This window comes from Peribacillus sp. RS7 (assembly GCF_041956845.1).
Taxonomy (GTDB): Bacteria; Bacillota; Bacilli; order Bacillales; family DSM-1321; genus Peribacillus.
Genome location: NZ_CP168135.1, coordinates 3693334 through 3711636, shown reverse-complemented (window position 1 = coordinate 3711636; position 18303 = coordinate 3693334). Strand labels below are relative to the sequence as shown.

Sequence of the window (18303 nt, the reverse complement as noted above, 5' to 3'; positions counted from 1 at the left end):
AAGACTCTACCACCTTAAAGATTATATCATATTTCATTGTGCTTTTCTTGCTAAAAAGGTTCCAGCCAGTAAAAAAGTTGGGATCGATGCCATTCCTATTACCAATAGCCAATCCCTTCCCGAAATCGGTACCGTATGGAAGATTGTTTGCAAGGGCTGCACATACATGACGGCAAGCATTAATAATAGGGAGGACAGTACCGCCCCGACTAGATATAGGTTACCGAATGGGTTTCTCGAGAAGATCGAACGTTCACTTCGGCAATCGAAAACATGTATTAGTTGAGCTAATACCAGGGTAGCGAATGCGATTGTTTGTGCATAAGCAAGGTTATCCGGATTTGAACGGTATACCACATAAAATGCTATCAATGTAGATATCCCAATCAGAAAACCGCGTGAGATGATTTTCCAGCCAAGCCCTCTTCCGAAAACACCTTCGTTAGCATTTCGTGGATTTCTTTTCATTACATCTTCTTCTGCCGAATCCAAGCCCAACGCCATCGCAGGCAGTCCGTCCGTAACAAGGTTTACGAATAAGATCTGGATTGGTATCAAAGGCAGTGGCAAGGCACATAGCATCGCAAAAAACATAACCAAAATCTCCCCAACATTGGAGGCAAGCAAATAACGGATGAACTTCCTTATGTTTTCATAAATATTCCTGCCTTCTTTGATGGCCGATTTAATGGTGGCAAAATTATCGTCAACCAAAATCAAGGAGGAAGCTTCCTTAGCGACATCAGTCCCCGTGATACCCATGGATATACCGATATCCGCTGATTTTATCGCAGGTGCATCATTGACACCATCCCCTGTCATTGCAACGACATGTCCTTTATTTTGCAAGGCTTTTACTATTTTTAACTTATGTTCCGGGGAAACGCGGGCAAATACCGAAACACTTTCAACAACTTCCTCAAGTTCCCCGACTTCCATGTCCGCCAATTGCCGTCCTTCAAGTACACGATCTTTTCCTTTTAAAATACCAAGTTCTTTAGCTATTGCCTTTGCGGTTATGACATGGTCGCCAGTAATCATGACAGTTTTGATCCCGGCATCCCGGCATTCCTTAACTGCCTGCTTCACTTCCGGACGTGGGGGATCGATCATGCCCTGCAGTCCCATGAAGGTTAAATTGTGCTCAGCTTCGGTTTCATGAAGCAAAATCGTTCCTTTTGAAAGGGGTTTATAACCAACGGCAATCATTCGAAGTGCCTGTGAGGCAAGCTCATTCATGTCCTGTTGCACCCTTTCCATACTCCTCTGATTCAATATTTCCGACTTTCCTTCCCAAAGAATCGTGTCGGACTGGGCGATCAATACGTCAGGGGCCCCTTTTACGATGACGAAATGATTATCTTTTTCATCCTTCACTATGACACTCATCATTTTGCGGCTCGAGTCAAATGGAAACTCCTTGACTATCGTAAACTTCTTAGACAAGTGTTCCCTCGTCAAACCCGCTTTCATGGCTGCGACCAACATCGCCCCTTCTGTCGGATCACCGTCCAATATAAATTGTTTACCATTCTCGTTTAACTCAGCTTTGTTACAGAGCATGCCGAAAGTAATCATTTGAAGCAAGGCATTATGGTTTTTCGGTGCAACTGAAACTCCATTTAAAGAAAACTCTCCGACAGGATTATAACCAGTCCCGCCGACATTCCAAGTTTTTCCTCCACTCCAAACCTTCGTCACTGTCATTTTGTTTTGTGTCAGTGTACCTGTCTTATCTGAGCAAATCACCGTTGCGCAGCCAAGCGTTTCTACGGCAGGAAGCTTGCGGACTATCGCTTTTTGTTTGATCATACGCTGAACGCCTAAAGACAAGGCTACGGTCACAATGGCTGGCAAGCCTTCGGGAATCGCTGCAACAGCCAAGGATACCCCGGCCAAAAACATCGTATAGAGGTCATGCCCTTGAATGACGCCAGTCAGGACCACGATTACGGTTAATATTAAAGCCGTGACGATCAAAATTTTCCCTAGCTGCTCCAACCTCCGTTGAAGAGGTGTTTCTTTTGTTTCTGCAGTCTGCAGGAGGTCCGCAATCTTGCCCATCGCCGTGTTCATACCTGTAGCGATTACGATTCCGACTCCATTTCCTCTTGTAACCATCGTTCCCATAAAAGCCATATTTTCCTGATCACCGATACCTTCGACCTCATTCATCAACGGATCGGAACATTTAACGGCGGGAAGAGACTCGCCGGTAAGTGCAGACTCTTCTATTTCAAGGCTTGAATGGTCGATGATCCGTAAATCGGCACCAATTCGGTCACCGCTCGAGAACTTCAGGATATCCCCTACAACGACTTCTCTTGAAGGGATTTTCAGCCATTGGCCATCCCGAAGAACGTTAACTTGCGGCGCTGCCATTTCCTTTAGGGCATCCAGGGATTTTTCTGCCTTCCGTTCTTGAAAAAACCCAAGTAATCCATTCAAAAAAACAATCGCCATGATGGCAATCGCATCGATATATTCACCTAATATCCCTGAGACCAATGTCGCGGCAAGTAAAACTATGACCATGAAATCTTTGAATTGGGCGAAAAATAAAAGAATGGCAGACTGTTTTTCTCCTTCCTTCAATTCGTTAAAGCCATGCTTACGCAGCCTGTCCTTTACTTCATCATCGTCCAAACCGTGTGTAACGTTTGTTTGAAGCGCTTTCTCCATTTCTTGATTATTCATTTCCTTGAACTCCATCAAGTATCACACATCCCTTTGAATAGAATGAAATAGGCTCCTGTATACATCTCAACAGGCGCTCTTTGCTTTACTCATCCAACACCTGCCTGCTTACCGATACATAAAACAACCTGCTCTTCTTCCATGATTATTCAGACTCGTCCAAAATAATGCTATAATTAAACAGAATTGCGGAAAGAAGAACGATTCGGATAATATAATGAATGAACGACCGCCATTAATGATGAATGGTCTAAATTTGCAATTAATCTCAGGAACCTAACAAAAAGCATCCATTCAATATACCTGAACTGCAGCTTTTCACCCAGTTCGCTACAGCTATAATGGACAGCCCTGATGCATTGATAACGCCTAGCAAAATGAGTATCTTAGAAAATCTTATGTAAAGGAAGTAAAAATAGAATGTCATTTGATGGATTATTTACGAAAGCGATGACGGAAGAAATCGCTTCTTTATTAAAAGGTGGACGAATCAATAAAGTACATCAGCCTTATAAAAATGAAGTAATACTGGTTGTTCGTGCTGGAGGTAAGAACCATAAGCTCTTATTATCGGCACACCCAAGTTATTCAAGGGTGCAATTGACCGAGGAAAGTTATGAAAATCCTAAAGAAGCACCCATGTTCTGCATGCTTCTTAGAAAGCACCTCGAAGGCTATACGATAGAAGATATTTATCAGTATGAACTTGATAGGATGATCATTTTTGAGGTGAAGGGCCGCAATGAGCTTGGCGATGTCTCTCAAAAGCAATTAATCATTGAAATTATGGGGCGTCACAGCAACATTGTTTTAGTCGATAAAGAACGGAATATGATTTTAGACAGCATTAAGCATGTTTCCCATGCCGTGAACAGTTATCGGGCGATATTGCCAGGCCAGGAATATAAGGTGCCACCCGCACAAGCAAAGGATAATCCCTTCAATGCTACTGAAGACGATATTAGGAAGAATATTGACTTCAATGCAGGAAAACTAGATCGACAGCTTGTTGCCCATTTTTCAGGAATTTCACCATTGGTTGCAAAGGAAGCCGTTTACCGGGCTGGATTAGCCAACAGCACCACCCTTCCATTAGCTTTTTCAGGCCTTATCCAAGAAATCTCGGAACATAAATATGCTGCGTCGATCAAACAAGATGGCAATAAAGAAGTTTTTTATATGCTTTCACTAGAGCATCTAACAGGAAAACAGCGTACGTTTTCTTCATTAAGCGAGATGCTCGACCGCTATTATTTCGGAAAGGCAGAACGAGATCGAGTTAAGCAAAAGAGTCAGGATGTAGAACGTTTCATTTCCAATGAAATCGAAAAGAACTCAAAAAAAATCGGCAAGCTCGAACGTACATTAAAAGATACGGAACGGGGAGAACAGTATCAATTATTCGGTGAACTGCTTACAGCTAATCTATATCAAATGAAAAAAGGCATGAAGGAAATCGAAGTCGTCAATTATTATGATGAAGAACAGAATACGGTCACCATTCCGCTTGACCCCTTAAAAAATCCATCCGATAATGCACAAAAGTACTTCTCTAGGTACCAAAAGTCCAAAAATGCAGTCGGTGTCGTTCAAGAACAAATTGAAAAGACAAAATTGGAATTGGCCTACTTTGAAGCCTTGCATCAGCAGCTCCAATCAGCTTCACCCAAAGATATAGAGGAGATTCGCGAAGAACTTCAGGAAGAAGGGTACATTCGGCAAAAAAAGAAAAAAGGCATGAAAAAGCCTGCAAATGCAAAACCGCAGCTTGAAACATATTATGCTACGGATGGAGATCTCATTTTTGTCGGAAAAAATAATAAACAAAATGATTATCTAACGAATAAGTTTGCACGCCGTGATGAAATATGGCTTCATACCAAAGATATCCCTGGATCCCATGTTGTGATTCGAAATGAATCACCAAGTGAAAAAACGATAAAAGAGGCAGCCGTATTAGCAGCTTTCTTCAGTAAAGCAAAGCAATCGAGCTCAGTGCCCGTTGACTTCACACAAGTTCGCCATGTTAAGAAACCGAATGGCTCAAAGCCCGGTTTCGTGATTTACGAGCAACAGCAGACCGTATATATTACACCAGATGCCGATATCGTCATTCGCTTAAAGGAAGCGGTAAAGGATTGAATGGTATATAAATAAATAGAGGTGGCCCAATCCTGTGTGATTGGGTCACCTCTATTTTCATGCTGAAATCCAAGCGGTATCTGCCGGATTCTCCCGCCATTTTTTCAACTTTTCCAATTCATCTTCTGTGATATACCCTTTTTCATTAGCGACTTTTATCAAAGTCGAGTAGTCACTCAACGAGTGGTTAGTGATGCCCGCAGCATCGAATTTTTCTTTTCCCTTTTCCAATTCGTAAGTAAAGATCGAAACGACTCCAAGAACATCACAGCCAGCTTCTTTCAACGCGTTAACAGCAGTAATCACACTGCCGCCGGTTGAAATCAAGTCTTCCACAACAACCACTTTTTGTCCTGGAACAGCGCGGCCTTCGATTTGATTACCCTTTCCGTGCTCTTTAGCTTTCGAGCGGACATAGCACATCGGTGCATTTAATTTTTCACTCACCCAAGCAGCATGCGGAATTCCAGCAGTTGCAGTGCCTGCGATCAGTTCAACCTCAGGGAAATGCTGTTCAATCAATCCTTTCAAACCTTCCGCTATTTCATTGCGAACCTCTGGGTATGAAAGGGTTAAGCGGTTGTCGCAATAAATGGGTGATTGAATTCCTGATGCCCAAGTAAAGGGGTCATTCGGCTGTAGGTACACTGCTTTTATTTCCAATAAATGTTCAGCTATCTTTTGATTTATCATGATATTCCCTCCCAAGCTGCTTTCATATCCAAATACGCCCTTAATGGATCTTTCGCCCCCGTTATGGCTCTCCCTACAACGATGGCATCCGCTCCAAAATCCCTTGCCTGTTCAGGCGTGGCAATTCTCTTTTGATCATGCGTCTGTCCACCTGCACTTCGGATTCCAGGTGTGACCGTTAAGAATTCATGTCCGATGCGTTCATGTATGTTCTTTACTTCATGTGTGGAACAGACGACGCCATCCAATCCAGCCTGTTGAGTAAGTTTTGCATAATGGAGGACCGAATCCTCCAGAGATCCGGCAATGTTTTGCTCATCATTCATTTGTTCTTGTGACGTGCTAGTCAGTTGGGTAACCCCTATGCATAACGGACGCTTTTTACCAGCGGACGTTCCTTTATCAAGACCCTCCATAGCTGCTTCCATCATCTTTTGGCCACCCGCCGCATGTACATTGACCATGTCAGCTCCTAAAGTTGCCAAACCTGTCATGGCCATTTTGACAGTATTCGGAATATCATGAAGCTTCAAGTCCAAAAACACATCGTGGCCTTGCTCTTTTACGAAAGAAATAATTGATGGTCCATTCTGATAAAATAATTCCATCCCCACTTTTACAGCAAGTTTTTCCGAGGGGAACTGTTTAAGGAATCTCTCTGTTTGAATGAGATCAGGGAAATCAAGAGCGATAATTAATGACTGCTTCATTCTGCTTCCAGCTCCTTCCGGTACATTCTGAGATATGGTCAAATCCCAGCTCATCCAACAATTTCGGTAAATCTTCTATGATGGTCGGGCATACGAAGGGATCCACGAAGTTGGCAGTTCCCACCGCCACAGCACTGGCACCTGCATAGAAAAATTCAATGACGTCTTCTGCTGTAGCGATTCCGCCCATTCCGATTATTGGAATCGACACTTGCTGGCTTACCTCATAAATCATCCGGAGAGCAACCGGTTTTATTGCAGGACCAGATAACCCACCCGTTCTGTTCGAAAGGATCGGCTTGCCAGTTTTTAAATCCAATCGCATGCCGACTAATGTGTTTATCATTGTCAACCCGTCGGCTCCGCCTTCTTCTACAGCTTTGGCCATTTCCACAATGTTACTGACATTCGGTGAAAGCTTTACATATACAGGAACCGAAGATACTTCCTTGACCGCCTTGGTTACCTCTTTGGCAACTTCCGGTACCGTCCCGAAAGCTATGCCTCCTTCTTTTACATTCGGACAAGAGATATTCAATTCGAGTGCTTTTACATTCCCGACCTTACTTATGTCACTGGCTACCTTTACATAGTCAGCTATTTGTGAACCCGCAACGTTGGCGATGATTGGGACATCATACCCACCTAGCCATGCCAGTTCTTCACTGATGACCTTTTCTAAACCTGGATTCTGCAGCCCGATGGCGTTCAGCATTCCCGAAGAGGTCTCCGCTACACGCGGAGTCGGGTTACCGAACCTCGGTTCAGGAGTGGTCGCTTTGATCATGATCGCTCCAAGAATATCCAAGTCGAAAAATTGACTGTATTCACGGCCGAAACCAAAGCATCCAGATGCTGGCATGACCGGGTTTTTCAAGTGTAATCCTGGTAACTCAACTGAAAGCCTGTTCATAATAGCACCTCTCCTGCCCGGAATACGGGTCCATCACTGCATACCTTTTTATAACTGAAACCAGTTGGATCATCCCCTGTATGACATACGCAGGCAAAGCATGCACCGATGCCGCAACCCATCCTTTCCTCGAGGGACAAGAAAAGTTTTTTCTCACGATAGCCCGCTTCCAATGCTTTTAACATTGGTGTAGGGCCGCATGAAAAGATCGTTGCAAACTCCTGCTCCAGGTTGTCAATCACAGTCGTAACAAATCCTTTTGTCCCATATGAACCATCCACTGTGGCAATATGGGTATCACCTAATTCACTAAACTCTTTTTCATAAAAGATGGCTGACTTGGTCTGGAAGCCCAATACATGGATTACCCTGACACCATTCGCAACCAACATCTGTGATAATTGATACAGGGGCGGGACACCAATCCCACCACCAACCAATAACGCTGTTTCGCCCTTCTTCGCTTCATGAACGGGAAATCCATTGCCAAGGGGACCAAGGATATCGACCGCTTCTGCTTGTTTACGCTGTGATAACAACGTTGTTCCTTTACCTTCAGCCCTATAAATCATCGTGAACTGTTTTTCACTGCCATTATAAGAAGAAATTGAAATCGGGCGTCTTAACAATGGCTCAGTACCATCTGTTGTCTTGACTTGGACAAACTGGCCTGGTTGCTTCATCTCTGAAACCAATTCACCTTGCAGAGTAAGTTCAAAGATGGATGGGGCCAGTTCTTTATGAGTTAACACCTTCATTCTTTCCTTCTTGATCATATATAGCTCACCTCACGACTTATTTCCGTTTTTCCCATCGCTTCTGCCGAGAAGGTCATGGATTCTATCACTCTTAAAATGGCTTCTGCCGTATCGAGTGATGTTAGGCATGTCACTCCATTTTCAACCGATTCACGTCGGATTCTAAAACCATCGCGTTCCGGCTGCTTTCCTTTGGTCAAAGTGTTAATGACAAATTGTGCATCCCCGTTTCGGATAACATCCAGTAGGTTTGTACCTTCTTCGCCAATTTTACCGACAATTGCAGTCGGGATGCCGGATTGCTCCAATAGGGCAGCAGTTCCGCTGGTGGCTATCAGCTTGAAACCGATATTATGGAAACGTCTTGCTAAAAGCAGCGCCTCTTGCTTATCTTTATCGGATATCGTCAATAAGACCGAACCATGCCCTTCAATTTTGAAGCCGGAAGCGACCAGGCCTTTATATAAAGCCTTTTCAAGTGTGCTATCTTTCCCCATTACTTCACCAGTCGATTTCATTTCAGGTCCAAGCGAAATGTCCACACCTCTTAATTTCGCAAAAGAGAAGACCGGCACTTTCACATAGACCCCAGATTGTTCTGGCACTAATCCTGATTGGTAACCTTGGCTTTCAAGCGAGTGGCCCAAGATGACCTTCGTTGCTAAGTTAGCCATCGGCACATTCGTAATTTTACTTAAGAATGGAACGGTTCGGCTAGAACGTGGATTTACTTCAATGACATACACTTCTTCATTGCTGATGACATATTGAATGTTCAAGAGACCAATTATATTCAAGCCTTTTGCCAATCGGGTCGTATAGTCGATGATTACTTCTTTTTGTTTTTCCGTTAAATTTTGAGGCGGATAGACTGCAATCGAATCACCGGAATGGACGCCGGCACGTTCGATATGCTCCATGATCCCTGGGATAACGACCGTTTCGCCATCGGAAATGCCATCGACTTCGACTTCCTTACCCGTCAAGTAGCGGTCTATCAGGACAGGATGATCTGGATTTATTTTCACGGCATTTTTCATGTAATGCAGCAATTCCTCTTGTTTATAGACGATTTCCATCGCTCTTCCTCCGAGTACGTACGATGGCCTTACTAATACCGGGTAACCAATGTCTTCGGCAATGACGATCGCTTCATCAACCGATGTTGCGGTTTTACCTTTTGGCTGCGGAATGCCTAAATCCTTAAGTGCCTTTTCGAATTTATTACGATTTTCCGCCCTATCCAGGTCTTCAAGTGAAGTACCAAGGATCTTCACTCCTCTTTCAACAAGACCATCTGCAAGGTTAATCGCTGTCTGTCCGCCAAACTGGACGATGACCCCTTCTGGTTTTTCCAAATCGATGACATGCATGACATCTTCAAGAGTCAATGGTTCGAAATAAAGTTTGTCGGAGATACTGAAGTCCGTTGAAACTGTTTCGGGATTGTTGTTAATGATGATCGCTTCATATCCCGCTTCTTTAATTGCCCATACCGAATGTACGGTCGCATAATCAAACTCTACTCCTTGCCCTATCCGAATTGGGCCAGACCCCAGAACAATGACACTTTTCTTGTCAGTAACGATGGATTCATTTTCATCTTCGTAAGTTCCATAAAAATACGGTGTTTCCGATTCGAACTCGGCAGCACATGTATCGACCATTTTGTAAACAGGGATGATCCCTTGCTTTTTCCGGTACTCATAGACGTCAATTTCGGGAACTTCCCAGATTTCTGCAATCGTTTTGTCAGAAAACCCTAGTTCTTTAGCCTTTTGCAATACTTCACTATCAAAGGAATGTTCTTTAAGTTCCTTTTCAAAGTCGATTATCTTTTTCAACTTATGCAAGAAGAATAAATCGATCTCGCTCCATTCGTGAATGGTTTCGATCGTCTTCCCTCTTCTTAATGCTTCGCCGATATAGAATAACCGTTCATCTCCAGCTTTTCGGATCCGTTTCTCTATTTTTTCATCCTCAAACTCGTCATTCAATTCAAGATGGTATACACCCGCTTCAAGGGAACGAACAGCTTTTAAGATGGATTCTTCGAATGTACGGCCGATTGCCATGACTTCTCCGGTCGCTTTCATTTGTGTCCCGAGCCTGCGGTTGGCGCTTTCGAACTTATCAAAAGGCCAGCGCGGAATCTTTGTAACGACATAGTCCAGGGCCGGTTCAAAGCTCGCATAGGTTTTACCTGTGACCGGGTTCATCATTTCATCAAGCGTCAAACCAACTGCTATCTTTGCTGCAAGCTTTGCAATTGGATAACCTGTTGCTTTTGAAGCAAGTGCCGACGAACGGCTGACCCTTGGGTTCACTTCAATGACATAATATTGATAGCTGTTTGGATCTAGCGCAAGCTGAACATTGCATCCACCTTCAATTTTCAAGGCACGGATAATCTTCAAAGACGTATTTCTGAGCATTTGATATTCTCTGTCACTTAAAGTTTGGCTAGGTGCGGCAACTATCGAATCGCCAGTATGGACACCGACAGGGTCGAAGTTTTCCATATTACATACAACTATTGCATTATCATTGGAATCACGCATCACTTCATATTCAACTTCTTTGAACCCGGCAATGCTCTTCTCTAGCAGACATTGGTGAACTGGACTGCTTTTCAGGCCACCCTCAACAATCTCAATCAGTTGCTCTTCGTCATCACAAATCCCACCGCCTGTTCCGCCAAGCGTGAAGGCCGGACGAACAATGACCGGATAGCCGACTCGTTCCACGAATGTATAAGCCTCTTCCAAGTTATGAATGATGTCGCTGTCTGGTACTGGTTCTCCAAGATCGTTCATGAGGGTACGGAACAGGTCACGATCTTCCGCTTGTTGGATGGCGGAAAGTTTCGTCCCAAGGATCTGTACATTGCATTCTTCAAGAATTCCCGCTTCGGCAAGTTCGACGGCCATGTTCAGGCCAGTCTGTCCGCCCAAGGTAGGTAACAGTGCATCCGGGCGCTCTTTACGAATGATTTTGCTGACAAATTCCAATGTGATCGGTTCGATATAGACCGCATCAGCCATTTCACTGTCAGTCATGATTGTGGCAGGGTTGGAGTTAATCAGGATCACTCGATAACCTTCTTCTTTTAAGGCTATACATGCTTGGGTTCCTGCATAATCGAACTCGGCGGCCTGTCCGATGACGATCGGACCGGAACCAATTACTAGGATGCTTTTTATATCAGTGCGTTTTGGCATGTTGTTTCCCCCTTGGTGTTTGCAGCTTCAATCATTTGTAAGAATTCATTGAATAAGTAGTTTGCGTCTTCCGGCCCTGGTGATGCTTCCGGGTGATATTGTACGGTGAAAGCTGGATATTTTTTATGGCGCAGTCCTTCAATCGTATCGTCATTCAATGCTGTATGTGTCACAATAAGATCAGTCTTTTCAATTGAAAACTCTTCTACTGTATATCCATGATTTTGAGATGTGATGGATATCTTCCCGGTGCGAAGGTCTTTAACCGGATGATTTGAACCTCGATGGCCGAATTTTAATTTTTCCGTATCCGCCCCGTTTGCAAGTGCGAATAATTGATGTCCTAAACAGATTCCGAATAATGGCACTTCCGTTTGGATTGTACGGATCATTTCAAGTGTCTCATGAACACTTTTCGGATCCCCAGGACCGTTTGAAAGCATCACACCATCTGGATGATATTGCATCACTTCCTCGGCAGTGACGTTATAAGGCACAACCACGACATCACAGCCGCGCTTCGTCAACTCACGTAAAATCCCATGCTTCATGCCATAGTCTACAAGAACTACCCGCGGGCCTCTGCCCGGGCTAGAATAAGGTGATTTTGTTGAAACCTGTTTCACTTGATTAGAAGGAATCACCGTTGCTTTCAACTGGGAAACAACCTCTTTTGCATCTTTATTGATATTGCAGAGCGCTCCTTTAAGTGCACCTGATTTCCTGATGATCCTTGTCAGCTTTCTCGTATCGATTCCGCTTATTCCAGGTATGTTCTTCATTTTCAGATATTCATCTAGGGATGTTTGGCTTCGCCAGTTAGAAGGAAGTTCTGCTGTTTCCTTAACGACGAATCCTGCTATCGCTGGATTGATGGATTCAAAGTCATCCCGGTTTATCCCGTAGTTCCCGATCAATGGATACGTAAGTGTAACGATTTGACCGCAATAAGATGGATCGGATAGAATCTCCTGGTATCCTGTCATTCCTGTGTTAAAAACGACTTCACCTATTTTTTCTACGTCCCCTCCGAATGCTTCCCCAAGGAAAACCGTTCCATCTTCTAAAATAAGCTGTCTTTTCATCCTTGAACACGTCCTTTTTCCCAAGCTGTTTTTCCTTCTGCAATCGTCATGACTGGCCATCCATAACATTTCTTTTCATTAAAAGGTGTATTTTTCCCTTTTGAAGCAAACTCTTCATTATTGATTTCTTTTTCCGTTTCCAAATCGATGAGCACGATATCGGCAGTAGCACCTTCTTTAAGCTCTCCATATGGAAGGGAGAAACATTCAGACGGTTTGATTGTCAGGAAATCGACTAATTGCTTTAATGTTAAGACGCCCTTTTTGACCAATTCGGTATAAAGCAGCGGGAAGGCCGTTTCCAATCCTACTATTCCGAAAGGTGCTAGCTGCATTCCCTGCGCCTTTTCCTCAGCCGCATGCGGGGCATGGTCTGTTGCTATAAAATCGATGGTTCCGTCAAGCAGTCCTTCTATCAACGCGTCCCGATCTTCACGGCCCCTTAAAGGCGGGTTCATTTTATAATTCGTATCAAGTCCCGGTATATCATCTTCACACAATAATAAGTGATGCGGTGTAACTTCGGCTGTGACCCGGATACCGGCGCGTTTGGCATCCCTTACCGTTCTAACCGATTCCTTCGTGGATATATGACAAACGTGATAATGGCAATCCGCCGCTTCCGCAAGGAGGATATCCCGGGCAATATGTACAGCTTCACATACCGACGGAATTCCATTGATCCCCTGTTCCTTTGAGAATCTTCCTTCATGGACGGAGCCTTTATTGATTAAGCTATTATCTTCACAATGAGCAACTATGGCCATATCCTGAGCGGCTGCCCGCTTCATGGCCTCCAGCATCATCCCAGCTTCTTGAATTCCTACGCCATCGTCCGTAAAGGCGAAAGCACCCGTTTGTTTTAATGAAGAAAAGTCGGTCAATTCCTTGCCAGCTTCCCTAATCGTTATGGATGCATAAGGGAGTACCCGGACATGCGCCGTTTCTTCAATTTTCCGGTTAAGCGCTTCAAGGTTTTCCACTGTATCAGGAACGGGCCGAGTATTAGGCATCGCCGCTACAGTAGTGAAACCGCCTCTTGCCGCTGCAAGCGTTCCACTTGCGATTGTTTCCTTGTGTTCACCGCCCGGTTCGCGTAAATGGACATGCAGGTCAATAAATCCCGATGTAATGAGTAACCCTTCAGCGTCAACTACCTTACAATTTTCCGTAGCCAGGTTCTCGCCGATTTTTGTGATGACCTTTCCTTCTATTTCGATGTCCGCTTTTTTGAATGAGTTTTGATTATCTAGCAATACTCCATTTTTGATTACGGTTTTCATGGATGATTCCCCCTTCAGATTGTTCAAGCACATTTTTTAATACGGCCATTCTGATGAACACACCATTTTCCATTTGTTTGAAAATTCTTGAGCGGCTGCATTCGACTAAATCACTGTCTATTTCAACACCGCGGTTTATTGGTGCAGGATGCATGATGATCGCATCCGGTTTCATATTTTTTTCACGTTGTTTGGTCAGGCCGAAACTTTCGAGATAATTTCCGTTTGCCTGATCGTATTTTTCATTATGCCTTTCATGCTGGATTCTGAGCAGCATGACCACATCCGAAGTAGCTACCGCTTGATCGATGTCTTCATACCTTCCTAAACTGTTTGTTCTGTCAAACCATTCAGGCGGACCTGAAAATACGACATTCGCTCCTAATCGAGTTAATGCTTCTGCATTCGATTTCGCAACCCGACTATGCCTGACATCCCCGATTATCGCAATTTTCAGACCTTCGAAACTTTTAAACTCTTGTTTTATCGTCAATAAGTCCAGTAATGACTGGGTTGGATGATTCCCGCATCCATCCCCTGCATTGATTATCGGGATCCTTATCCTCCCTTTCAATTCGTCAAAATAATTATCCTGCTCATGACGGATGATCAAGGCATTGATGCCTATCGCTTCTAACGTTTTAACAGTGTCATATAAGGTTTCGCCTTTTAACACGGATGATGTACCCGCATCAAAAGGAATGACCTCAAGGCCCAGTTTTCTTTCAGCCATTTCAAAGCTTGATTTTGTACGTGTGCTTGGTTCAAAGAAGAGATTGGCAACTGTGGTCTGCTGTTTAGGATTCCATCCCGAGCCATTGGCAAATCCCTCAGCCTCGTCTAGAATTCTTTCAATTTCAGGTATAGTCAATTCATTCATCGTCAATAATTTTTTCATCGATCCTGCTCCTTTCACATTTGTGATGCGGGGCATAAAAAAACACCCCGCCATTAAGGACAGGGTGTAGGTCATAAAGAAGCGTGAGGTCACGGAATGGTTATAACAACCTATCCCGTTCTCATTCATCTTTACAGCAACACCCTTTTAAGCCTCTCTGGACTTCTTTTAAAAGGTGATCTATTGTTTAATGCAGTTTCACTTATTTTTCAAAGATGTCTCCTGATATTTTTTCCCTGTCAGGAAGAATCAAGTTAAGAAGGATTCCGACGATGGCTGAAAGTGCCATTCCGGAAAGCGATACCGTGTCCGATAGTTGTACGAACGCTCCCCCGATTCCTAACACCAGGATGACTGAAGCTATCATCAGGTTTCTTTTCTTGTCAAAATCAACCTTATTATCAATCAGCATCCTTAATCCACTTGATGCGATGATACCGAAGAGTAAGATGGAAATGCCGCCCATTACAGCTGTAGGTATCGAGCTGATGACTGCTGATATCTTACCGTTAAAGCCAAAGATGATCGCAGTTAACGCTGCCCCTCCGATGATATACACACTAAATGCCTTTGTCATCGTAAGGACCCCAATATTTTCACCATATGATGTCAGCGGTGGACCACCGATGAACGAACCAATCATGATTCCTGCTCCATCTCCTAAAATCGAACGATGCAAACCGGGCTTTTCCAAAAAGTTTCTGCCAACTACTTTGCTCAGTACCATCTGGTGCCCGATATGTTCTGATAAAGTCACGATGGCAACGGGTACCATGATGGCAATGACCTCCCATGAGAAGGTCGGTGTATAGGTTACATATGGAAACATGAAGTCAGGCATTTCCCACCATTGTGCTGACTTGATTGGTTCATAATCTATTATTCCTGCAACTGCCGAACAGCTGTAGCCCACTATGATTCCCATTAAGATGGGAATCAAGTTGATGAATCCCTTAAAGAACACGTTGCAGATAATGGTTACCGCTAAAGTGATCAGCGCTATAACTATATATGTGACGCTGTATTTATCTTGTGGATCATACATTGCCATTTCCACGGCCGTTCCGGCAAGGCTTAATCCGATTACGATAATGACCGGACCCACCACAACCGGAGGAAGTAAATTCATTAACCAGCGCAACCCGACTTTTTGGATGATCAAAGCTACTATCCCATATATGAATCCTGCTGCAAAACAGCCGATCATGGCCGCCTCCGGACCTCCTAAAGCCTTTGCCGCGATGATTGGCGTAATGAAGGCGAAAGATGAACCGAGATAAGCAGGTATCTGCCCTTTGGTAATCAATAAGTAAGAAAGTGTGCCTAATCCGCTTGAAACCAGTGCTACCGCCGGACTTAACCCTACCAGGAATGGCACTAGCACCGTTGCACCGAACATGGCGAACAAATGCTGGATGCTTAACGTAATCCACTGGCCAACCTTTGGCACGTCCTCGACATCCAGTACGATGTCCCTTTTTGTTTCTTCCATTTTCGTATCCCCCTCATGAAAATTGCATCAAAACTGCAAAAACCCTCTTTGCAGTATATACAAAGAGGGTTTCTCAGAAGGTGAATGCCTATGCATGGCACAACTCTCCCGATTGACTCCCCTTTGCCAGCCTCTCTGGACTGTCTTTAAAAGGGTGATATGAAATTTTCATGTTGTTTAGTTTTCTAATATAGTAACTTGATCTACTTCATCTACTTCTGTTAAAGTAACGGTAATTTTTTCAGATTGGGAAGTCGGAACGTTTTTCCCGACGAAATCTGCACGTATAGGCAGTTCCCTATGTCCCCTATCCACTAATACGGCAAGCTGGATTTGCGAAGGTCTTCCCAAATCCACCAGAGCATCCATTGCCGCTCTAACGGTCCTGCCGGTGAAAAGGACATCATCCACTAAAATCACTTTCTTGTCGCTGATATTGACCGGGATGTCTGAACCTTTTACGATGGGTTCCCCATCATTGGTCTTTTTTGAGAGGTCATCGCGATAAAGTGTAATATCCAGTTCACCCAGCTCTATTTCCTTACCTTCTATTTGATTGATGCGCTTTGCGAGTCGGTCAGCAAGGAAAATCCCGCGTGTGCGTATCCCGATTAAGACGCAATCTTCAATCCCCTTATTCTTCTCAATAATTTCATGGGCAATTCTCGTCAAGGCTCTGCTAATGGCCTGCTCATCAAGTACTATGGCTTTCTCATTCAACATGTCGGCCACCCCGATTCCTTTTTTCTGATAGGTCTGTTTCAACAAAAAATCCTCATGCCAAGAAGGCATGAGGATTTTATCGCCATGGGTATAATTATCCCACATTGCGTATCCGTTTCCTTCTCAGTCTCTCTGAACTGTGTTAAAGGTTCTTATTAAGTTGTTATTATAATATATCAGAAAAACGTATTTGTCAATCCTTACTTCTACGTAATTGATTAATTAGATTTTCAAACTCTTCCGGAATCGGAGCTTCGAATTCCATATACTCATTCGTACGCGGATGAATGAAACCAAGAAGTCCCGCGTGCAATGCTTGTCCATCTAATTTCAGGGTCTTTTTCGGACCATATTTCGGATCTCCCGCTAGTGGGAAGCCAATGTATTTCATGTGAACACGGATTTGATGTGTTCTGCCTGTTTCAAGCTGGCATTCCACCAAAGTGAAACCATTGAAACGTTCGATGACCCGGAAATGTGTGACAGCATTTTTGGAATTTGAATCTGTGACAGTCATGCTTTGGCGATCTTTTTTATCCCGGCCGATCGGTGCATCAATCGTTCCGAAGTCATGAGGGATCACACCATGAACTACAGCTTGATACTTACGTGTAACCGTTTTGTCAACCAGCTGCTGTACAAGTTTTTCATGTGCCATATCATTTTTTGCAACCATCAGTAGACCTGATGTATCTTTGTCGATTCGATGGACGATTCCAGGCCGCATGACTCCGTTGATTCCAGAAAGATCCTTGCAGTGAGCCATCAATCCATTTACAAGCGTGCCAGATACATGTCCCGGTGCCGGGTGGACGACCATACCGCTTGGTTTATTAACAACGAGTACATCTGCATCTTCATAATAGATATCCAAATCCATTTCCTCTGCTACCGCATCCAATTCCTCAAGTTCAGGAATGGTTACTTCGATTGTATCGCCAGGGATAGCTTTGTAATTCGTCTTTATAGCCGAGCCATTTACTAAAACATGGTCATCCTTAATCCATTGCTGGACTTGAGTACGTGACCATTCCTCATTCAAAGTGGAAAGAGCTTTATCAATCCTGACTCCTTTTAGTGTTTCATCGATGCTGTATAACCTTTTATCCATTATCTTTCTCCTTAGCGTTTTTTTCTTCTAAAAACATATGAATCACGAGCAGACCGACACCAATTGAAAGCGCAGCATCAGCAACATTAAATACCGGGAAACTGTAGCTGAAAATATAGGTATGAACGAAATCCACTACTTCCTGACGAGCAACACGATCGATGAAATTACCAATCGCACCGCCTAGCATGAGAGCAAGTGCAACTCCAAGCAAACGGCTGTCCTTCGCCATTTTCTGAATATAATAGACAAGTCCAATAATGACAGCGATGGTGATGATGTAGAAAAACCACATTTGACCTTGTAGAATTCCCCATGCTGCCCCACGATTACGATGCGAGGTGATATATAGAAGGTTTTCAATAATTTCAATGCTTTCTCCGTACTCCATTTTTTTCACAATCATCCATTTTGTCAGCTGATCGAGAGCTATGACCAAAAGGGCAATCAAATAATAAAACACATTTTTTCCCCCAAACTAATCAAATCTTCACTTTTGAATTGTAGCATAAACTAGAAATAATGACTAATCCGAAAAACAGAAGTCAGTTATCTGTACCTGAAGAATAAAGGGCCG

Annotated in this window: 14 protein-coding genes; 1 reads left to right on the top strand and 13 read right to left on the bottom strand. The window is 43.7% G+C overall.

Going from position 1 to position 18303, the window contains the following annotated elements; translation table 11 throughout:
- Positions 1-33 precede the first annotated feature (33 nt).
- A complete protein-coding gene (locus ACDZ29_RS18645; RefSeq protein ID WP_375091168.1) occupies positions 34-2712 on the bottom strand; it encodes a calcium-translocating P-type ATPase, SERCA-type in 2679 nt (892 codons plus the stop codon).
- Between the two features lie 405 nt (positions 2713-3117).
- Between ACDZ29_RS18645 and ACDZ29_RS18640 the strand changes: the two genes are divergently transcribed.
- The gene (locus tag ACDZ29_RS18640) at positions 3118-4839 is read left to right on the top strand and encodes an NFACT family protein (RefSeq protein WP_375088334.1); all 1722 of its coding nucleotides are present in this window, start codon (positions 3118-3120) and stop codon (positions 4837-4839) included.
- 57 nt (positions 4840-4896) lie between these two features.
- Here ACDZ29_RS18640 and pyrE read toward each other — a convergent pair whose 3' ends face one another.
- The 12 genes from pyrE to lspA all read right to left on the bottom strand — a co-directional run bounded on the left by pyrE (position 4897) and on the right by lspA (position 18189).
- On the bottom strand, positions 4897-5532 hold the full coding sequence (gene pyrE, locus ACDZ29_RS18635) for an orotate phosphoribosyltransferase (protein ID WP_370014377.1): 636 nt from the start codon (positions 5530-5532) through the stop codon (positions 4897-4899).
- Positions 5529-6242, bottom strand: coding sequence for an orotidine-5'-phosphate decarboxylase (gene pyrF, locus ACDZ29_RS18630; RefSeq protein WP_289317207.1), 714 nt, complete (start codon positions 6240-6242; stop codon positions 5529-5531). Before pyrF ends, pyrE begins: the two co-directional genes overlap by 4 nt.
- Positions 6214-7155: a dihydroorotate dehydrogenase gene (locus ACDZ29_RS18625; protein ID WP_370014375.1), complete on the bottom strand. Its 942-nt coding sequence runs from the start codon at positions 7153-7155 to the stop codon at positions 6214-6216. Before ACDZ29_RS18625 ends, pyrF begins: the two co-directional genes overlap by 29 nt.
- On the bottom strand, positions 7152-7931 hold the full coding sequence (locus tag ACDZ29_RS18620; RefSeq protein ID WP_063231913.1) for a dihydroorotate dehydrogenase electron transfer subunit: 780 nt from the start codon (positions 7929-7931) through the stop codon (positions 7152-7154). The genes ACDZ29_RS18625 and ACDZ29_RS18620 overlap by 4 nt, the downstream gene beginning before the upstream one ends.
- The gene (gene carB, locus ACDZ29_RS18615) at positions 7928-11134 is read right to left on the bottom strand and encodes a carbamoyl-phosphate synthase large subunit (protein ID WP_375088333.1); all 3207 of its coding nucleotides are present in this window, start codon (positions 11132-11134) and stop codon (positions 7928-7930) included. The genes ACDZ29_RS18620 and carB overlap by 4 nt, the downstream gene beginning before the upstream one ends.
- A complete protein-coding gene (locus ACDZ29_RS18610; protein ID WP_370014374.1) occupies positions 11113-12219 on the bottom strand; it encodes a carbamoyl phosphate synthase small subunit in 1107 nt (368 codons plus the stop codon). The genes carB and ACDZ29_RS18610 overlap by 22 nt, the downstream gene beginning before the upstream one ends.
- Entirely contained in the window at positions 12216-13502 is a 1287-nt protein-coding gene (locus ACDZ29_RS18605; RefSeq protein ID WP_289317211.1) for a dihydroorotase, read from the bottom strand. The genes ACDZ29_RS18610 and ACDZ29_RS18605 overlap by 4 nt, the downstream gene beginning before the upstream one ends.
- Positions 13465-14400 carry an aspartate carbamoyltransferase catalytic subunit gene (locus tag ACDZ29_RS18600; protein WP_289324345.1) on the bottom strand — a complete coding sequence of 312 codons (936 nt, stop codon included), beginning with the start codon at positions 14398-14400 and terminating at the stop codon, positions 13465-13467. Before ACDZ29_RS18600 ends, ACDZ29_RS18605 begins: the two co-directional genes overlap by 38 nt.
- Before the next feature lie 202 nt (positions 14401-14602).
- A complete protein-coding gene (locus ACDZ29_RS18595; protein ID WP_370014371.1) occupies positions 14603-15892 on the bottom strand; it encodes a solute carrier family 23 protein in 1290 nt (429 codons plus the stop codon).
- 177 nt (positions 15893-16069) lie between these two features.
- Positions 16070-16615 carry a bifunctional pyr operon transcriptional regulator/uracil phosphoribosyltransferase PyrR gene (gene pyrR / locus ACDZ29_RS18590; protein WP_289318440.1) on the bottom strand — a complete coding sequence of 182 codons (546 nt, stop codon included), beginning with the start codon at positions 16613-16615 and terminating at the stop codon, positions 16070-16072.
- Between the two features lie 193 nt (positions 16616-16808).
- Entirely contained in the window at positions 16809-17726 is a 918-nt protein-coding gene (locus ACDZ29_RS18585; RefSeq protein ID WP_289324343.1) for an RluA family pseudouridine synthase, read from the bottom strand.
- A complete protein-coding gene (gene lspA / locus ACDZ29_RS18580) occupies positions 17719-18189 on the bottom strand; it encodes a signal peptidase II (protein ID WP_289324342.1) in 471 nt (156 codons plus the stop codon). The genes ACDZ29_RS18585 and lspA overlap by 8 nt, the downstream gene beginning before the upstream one ends.
- Between the last annotated feature and the right edge of the window lie 114 nt (positions 18190-18303).

Excerpts from the sequence above, each read along its gene's own strand:
- ACDZ29_RS18625 (WP_370014375.1), bottom strand. The coding sequence starts at position 7,155 with ATGAACAGGCTTTCAGTTGAGTTACCAGGATTACACTTGAAAAACCCG.
- ACDZ29_RS18640 (WP_375088334.1), top strand. The coding sequence starts at position 3,118 with ATGTCATTTGATGGATTATTTACGAAAGCGATGACGGAAGAAATCGCT.
- ACDZ29_RS18610 (WP_370014374.1), bottom strand. The coding sequence starts at position 12,219 with ATGAAAAGACAGCTTATTTTAGAAGATGGAACGGTTTTCCTTGGGGAA.
- pyrR (WP_289318440.1), bottom strand. The coding sequence starts at position 16,615 with ATGTTGAATGAGAAAGCCATAGTACTTGATGAGCAGGCCATTAGCAGA.
- ACDZ29_RS18605 (WP_289317211.1), bottom strand. The coding sequence starts at position 13,502 with ATGAAAACCGTAATCAAAAATGGAGTATTGCTAGATAATCAAAACTCA.
- ACDZ29_RS18645 (WP_375091168.1), bottom strand. The coding sequence starts at position 2,712 with ATGGAGTTCAAGGAAATGAATAATCAAGAAATGGAGAAAGCGCTTCAA.
- pyrE (WP_370014377.1), bottom strand. The coding sequence starts at position 5,532 with ATGATAAATCAAAAGATAGCTGAACATTTATTGGAAATAAAAGCAGTG.
- ACDZ29_RS18595 (WP_370014371.1), bottom strand. The coding sequence starts at position 15,892 with ATGGAAGAAACAAAAAGGGACATCGTACTGGATGTCGAGGACGTGCCA.
- ACDZ29_RS18600 (WP_289324345.1), bottom strand. The coding sequence starts at position 14,400 with ATGAAAAAATTATTGACGATGAATGAATTGACTATACCTGAAATTGAA.
- ACDZ29_RS18585 (WP_289324343.1), bottom strand. The coding sequence starts at position 17,726 with ATGGATAAAAGGTTATACAGCATCGATGAAACACTAAAAGGAGTCAGG.
- pyrF (WP_289317207.1), bottom strand. The coding sequence starts at position 6,242 with ATGAAGCAGTCATTAATTATCGCTCTTGATTTCCCTGATCTCATTCAA.
- ACDZ29_RS18620 (WP_063231913.1), bottom strand. The coding sequence starts at position 7,931 with ATGATCAAGAAGGAAAGAATGAAGGTGTTAACTCATAAAGAACTGGCC.
- carB (WP_375088333.1), bottom strand. The coding sequence starts at position 11,134 with ATGCCAAAACGCACTGATATAAAAAGCATCCTAGTAATTGGTTCCGGT.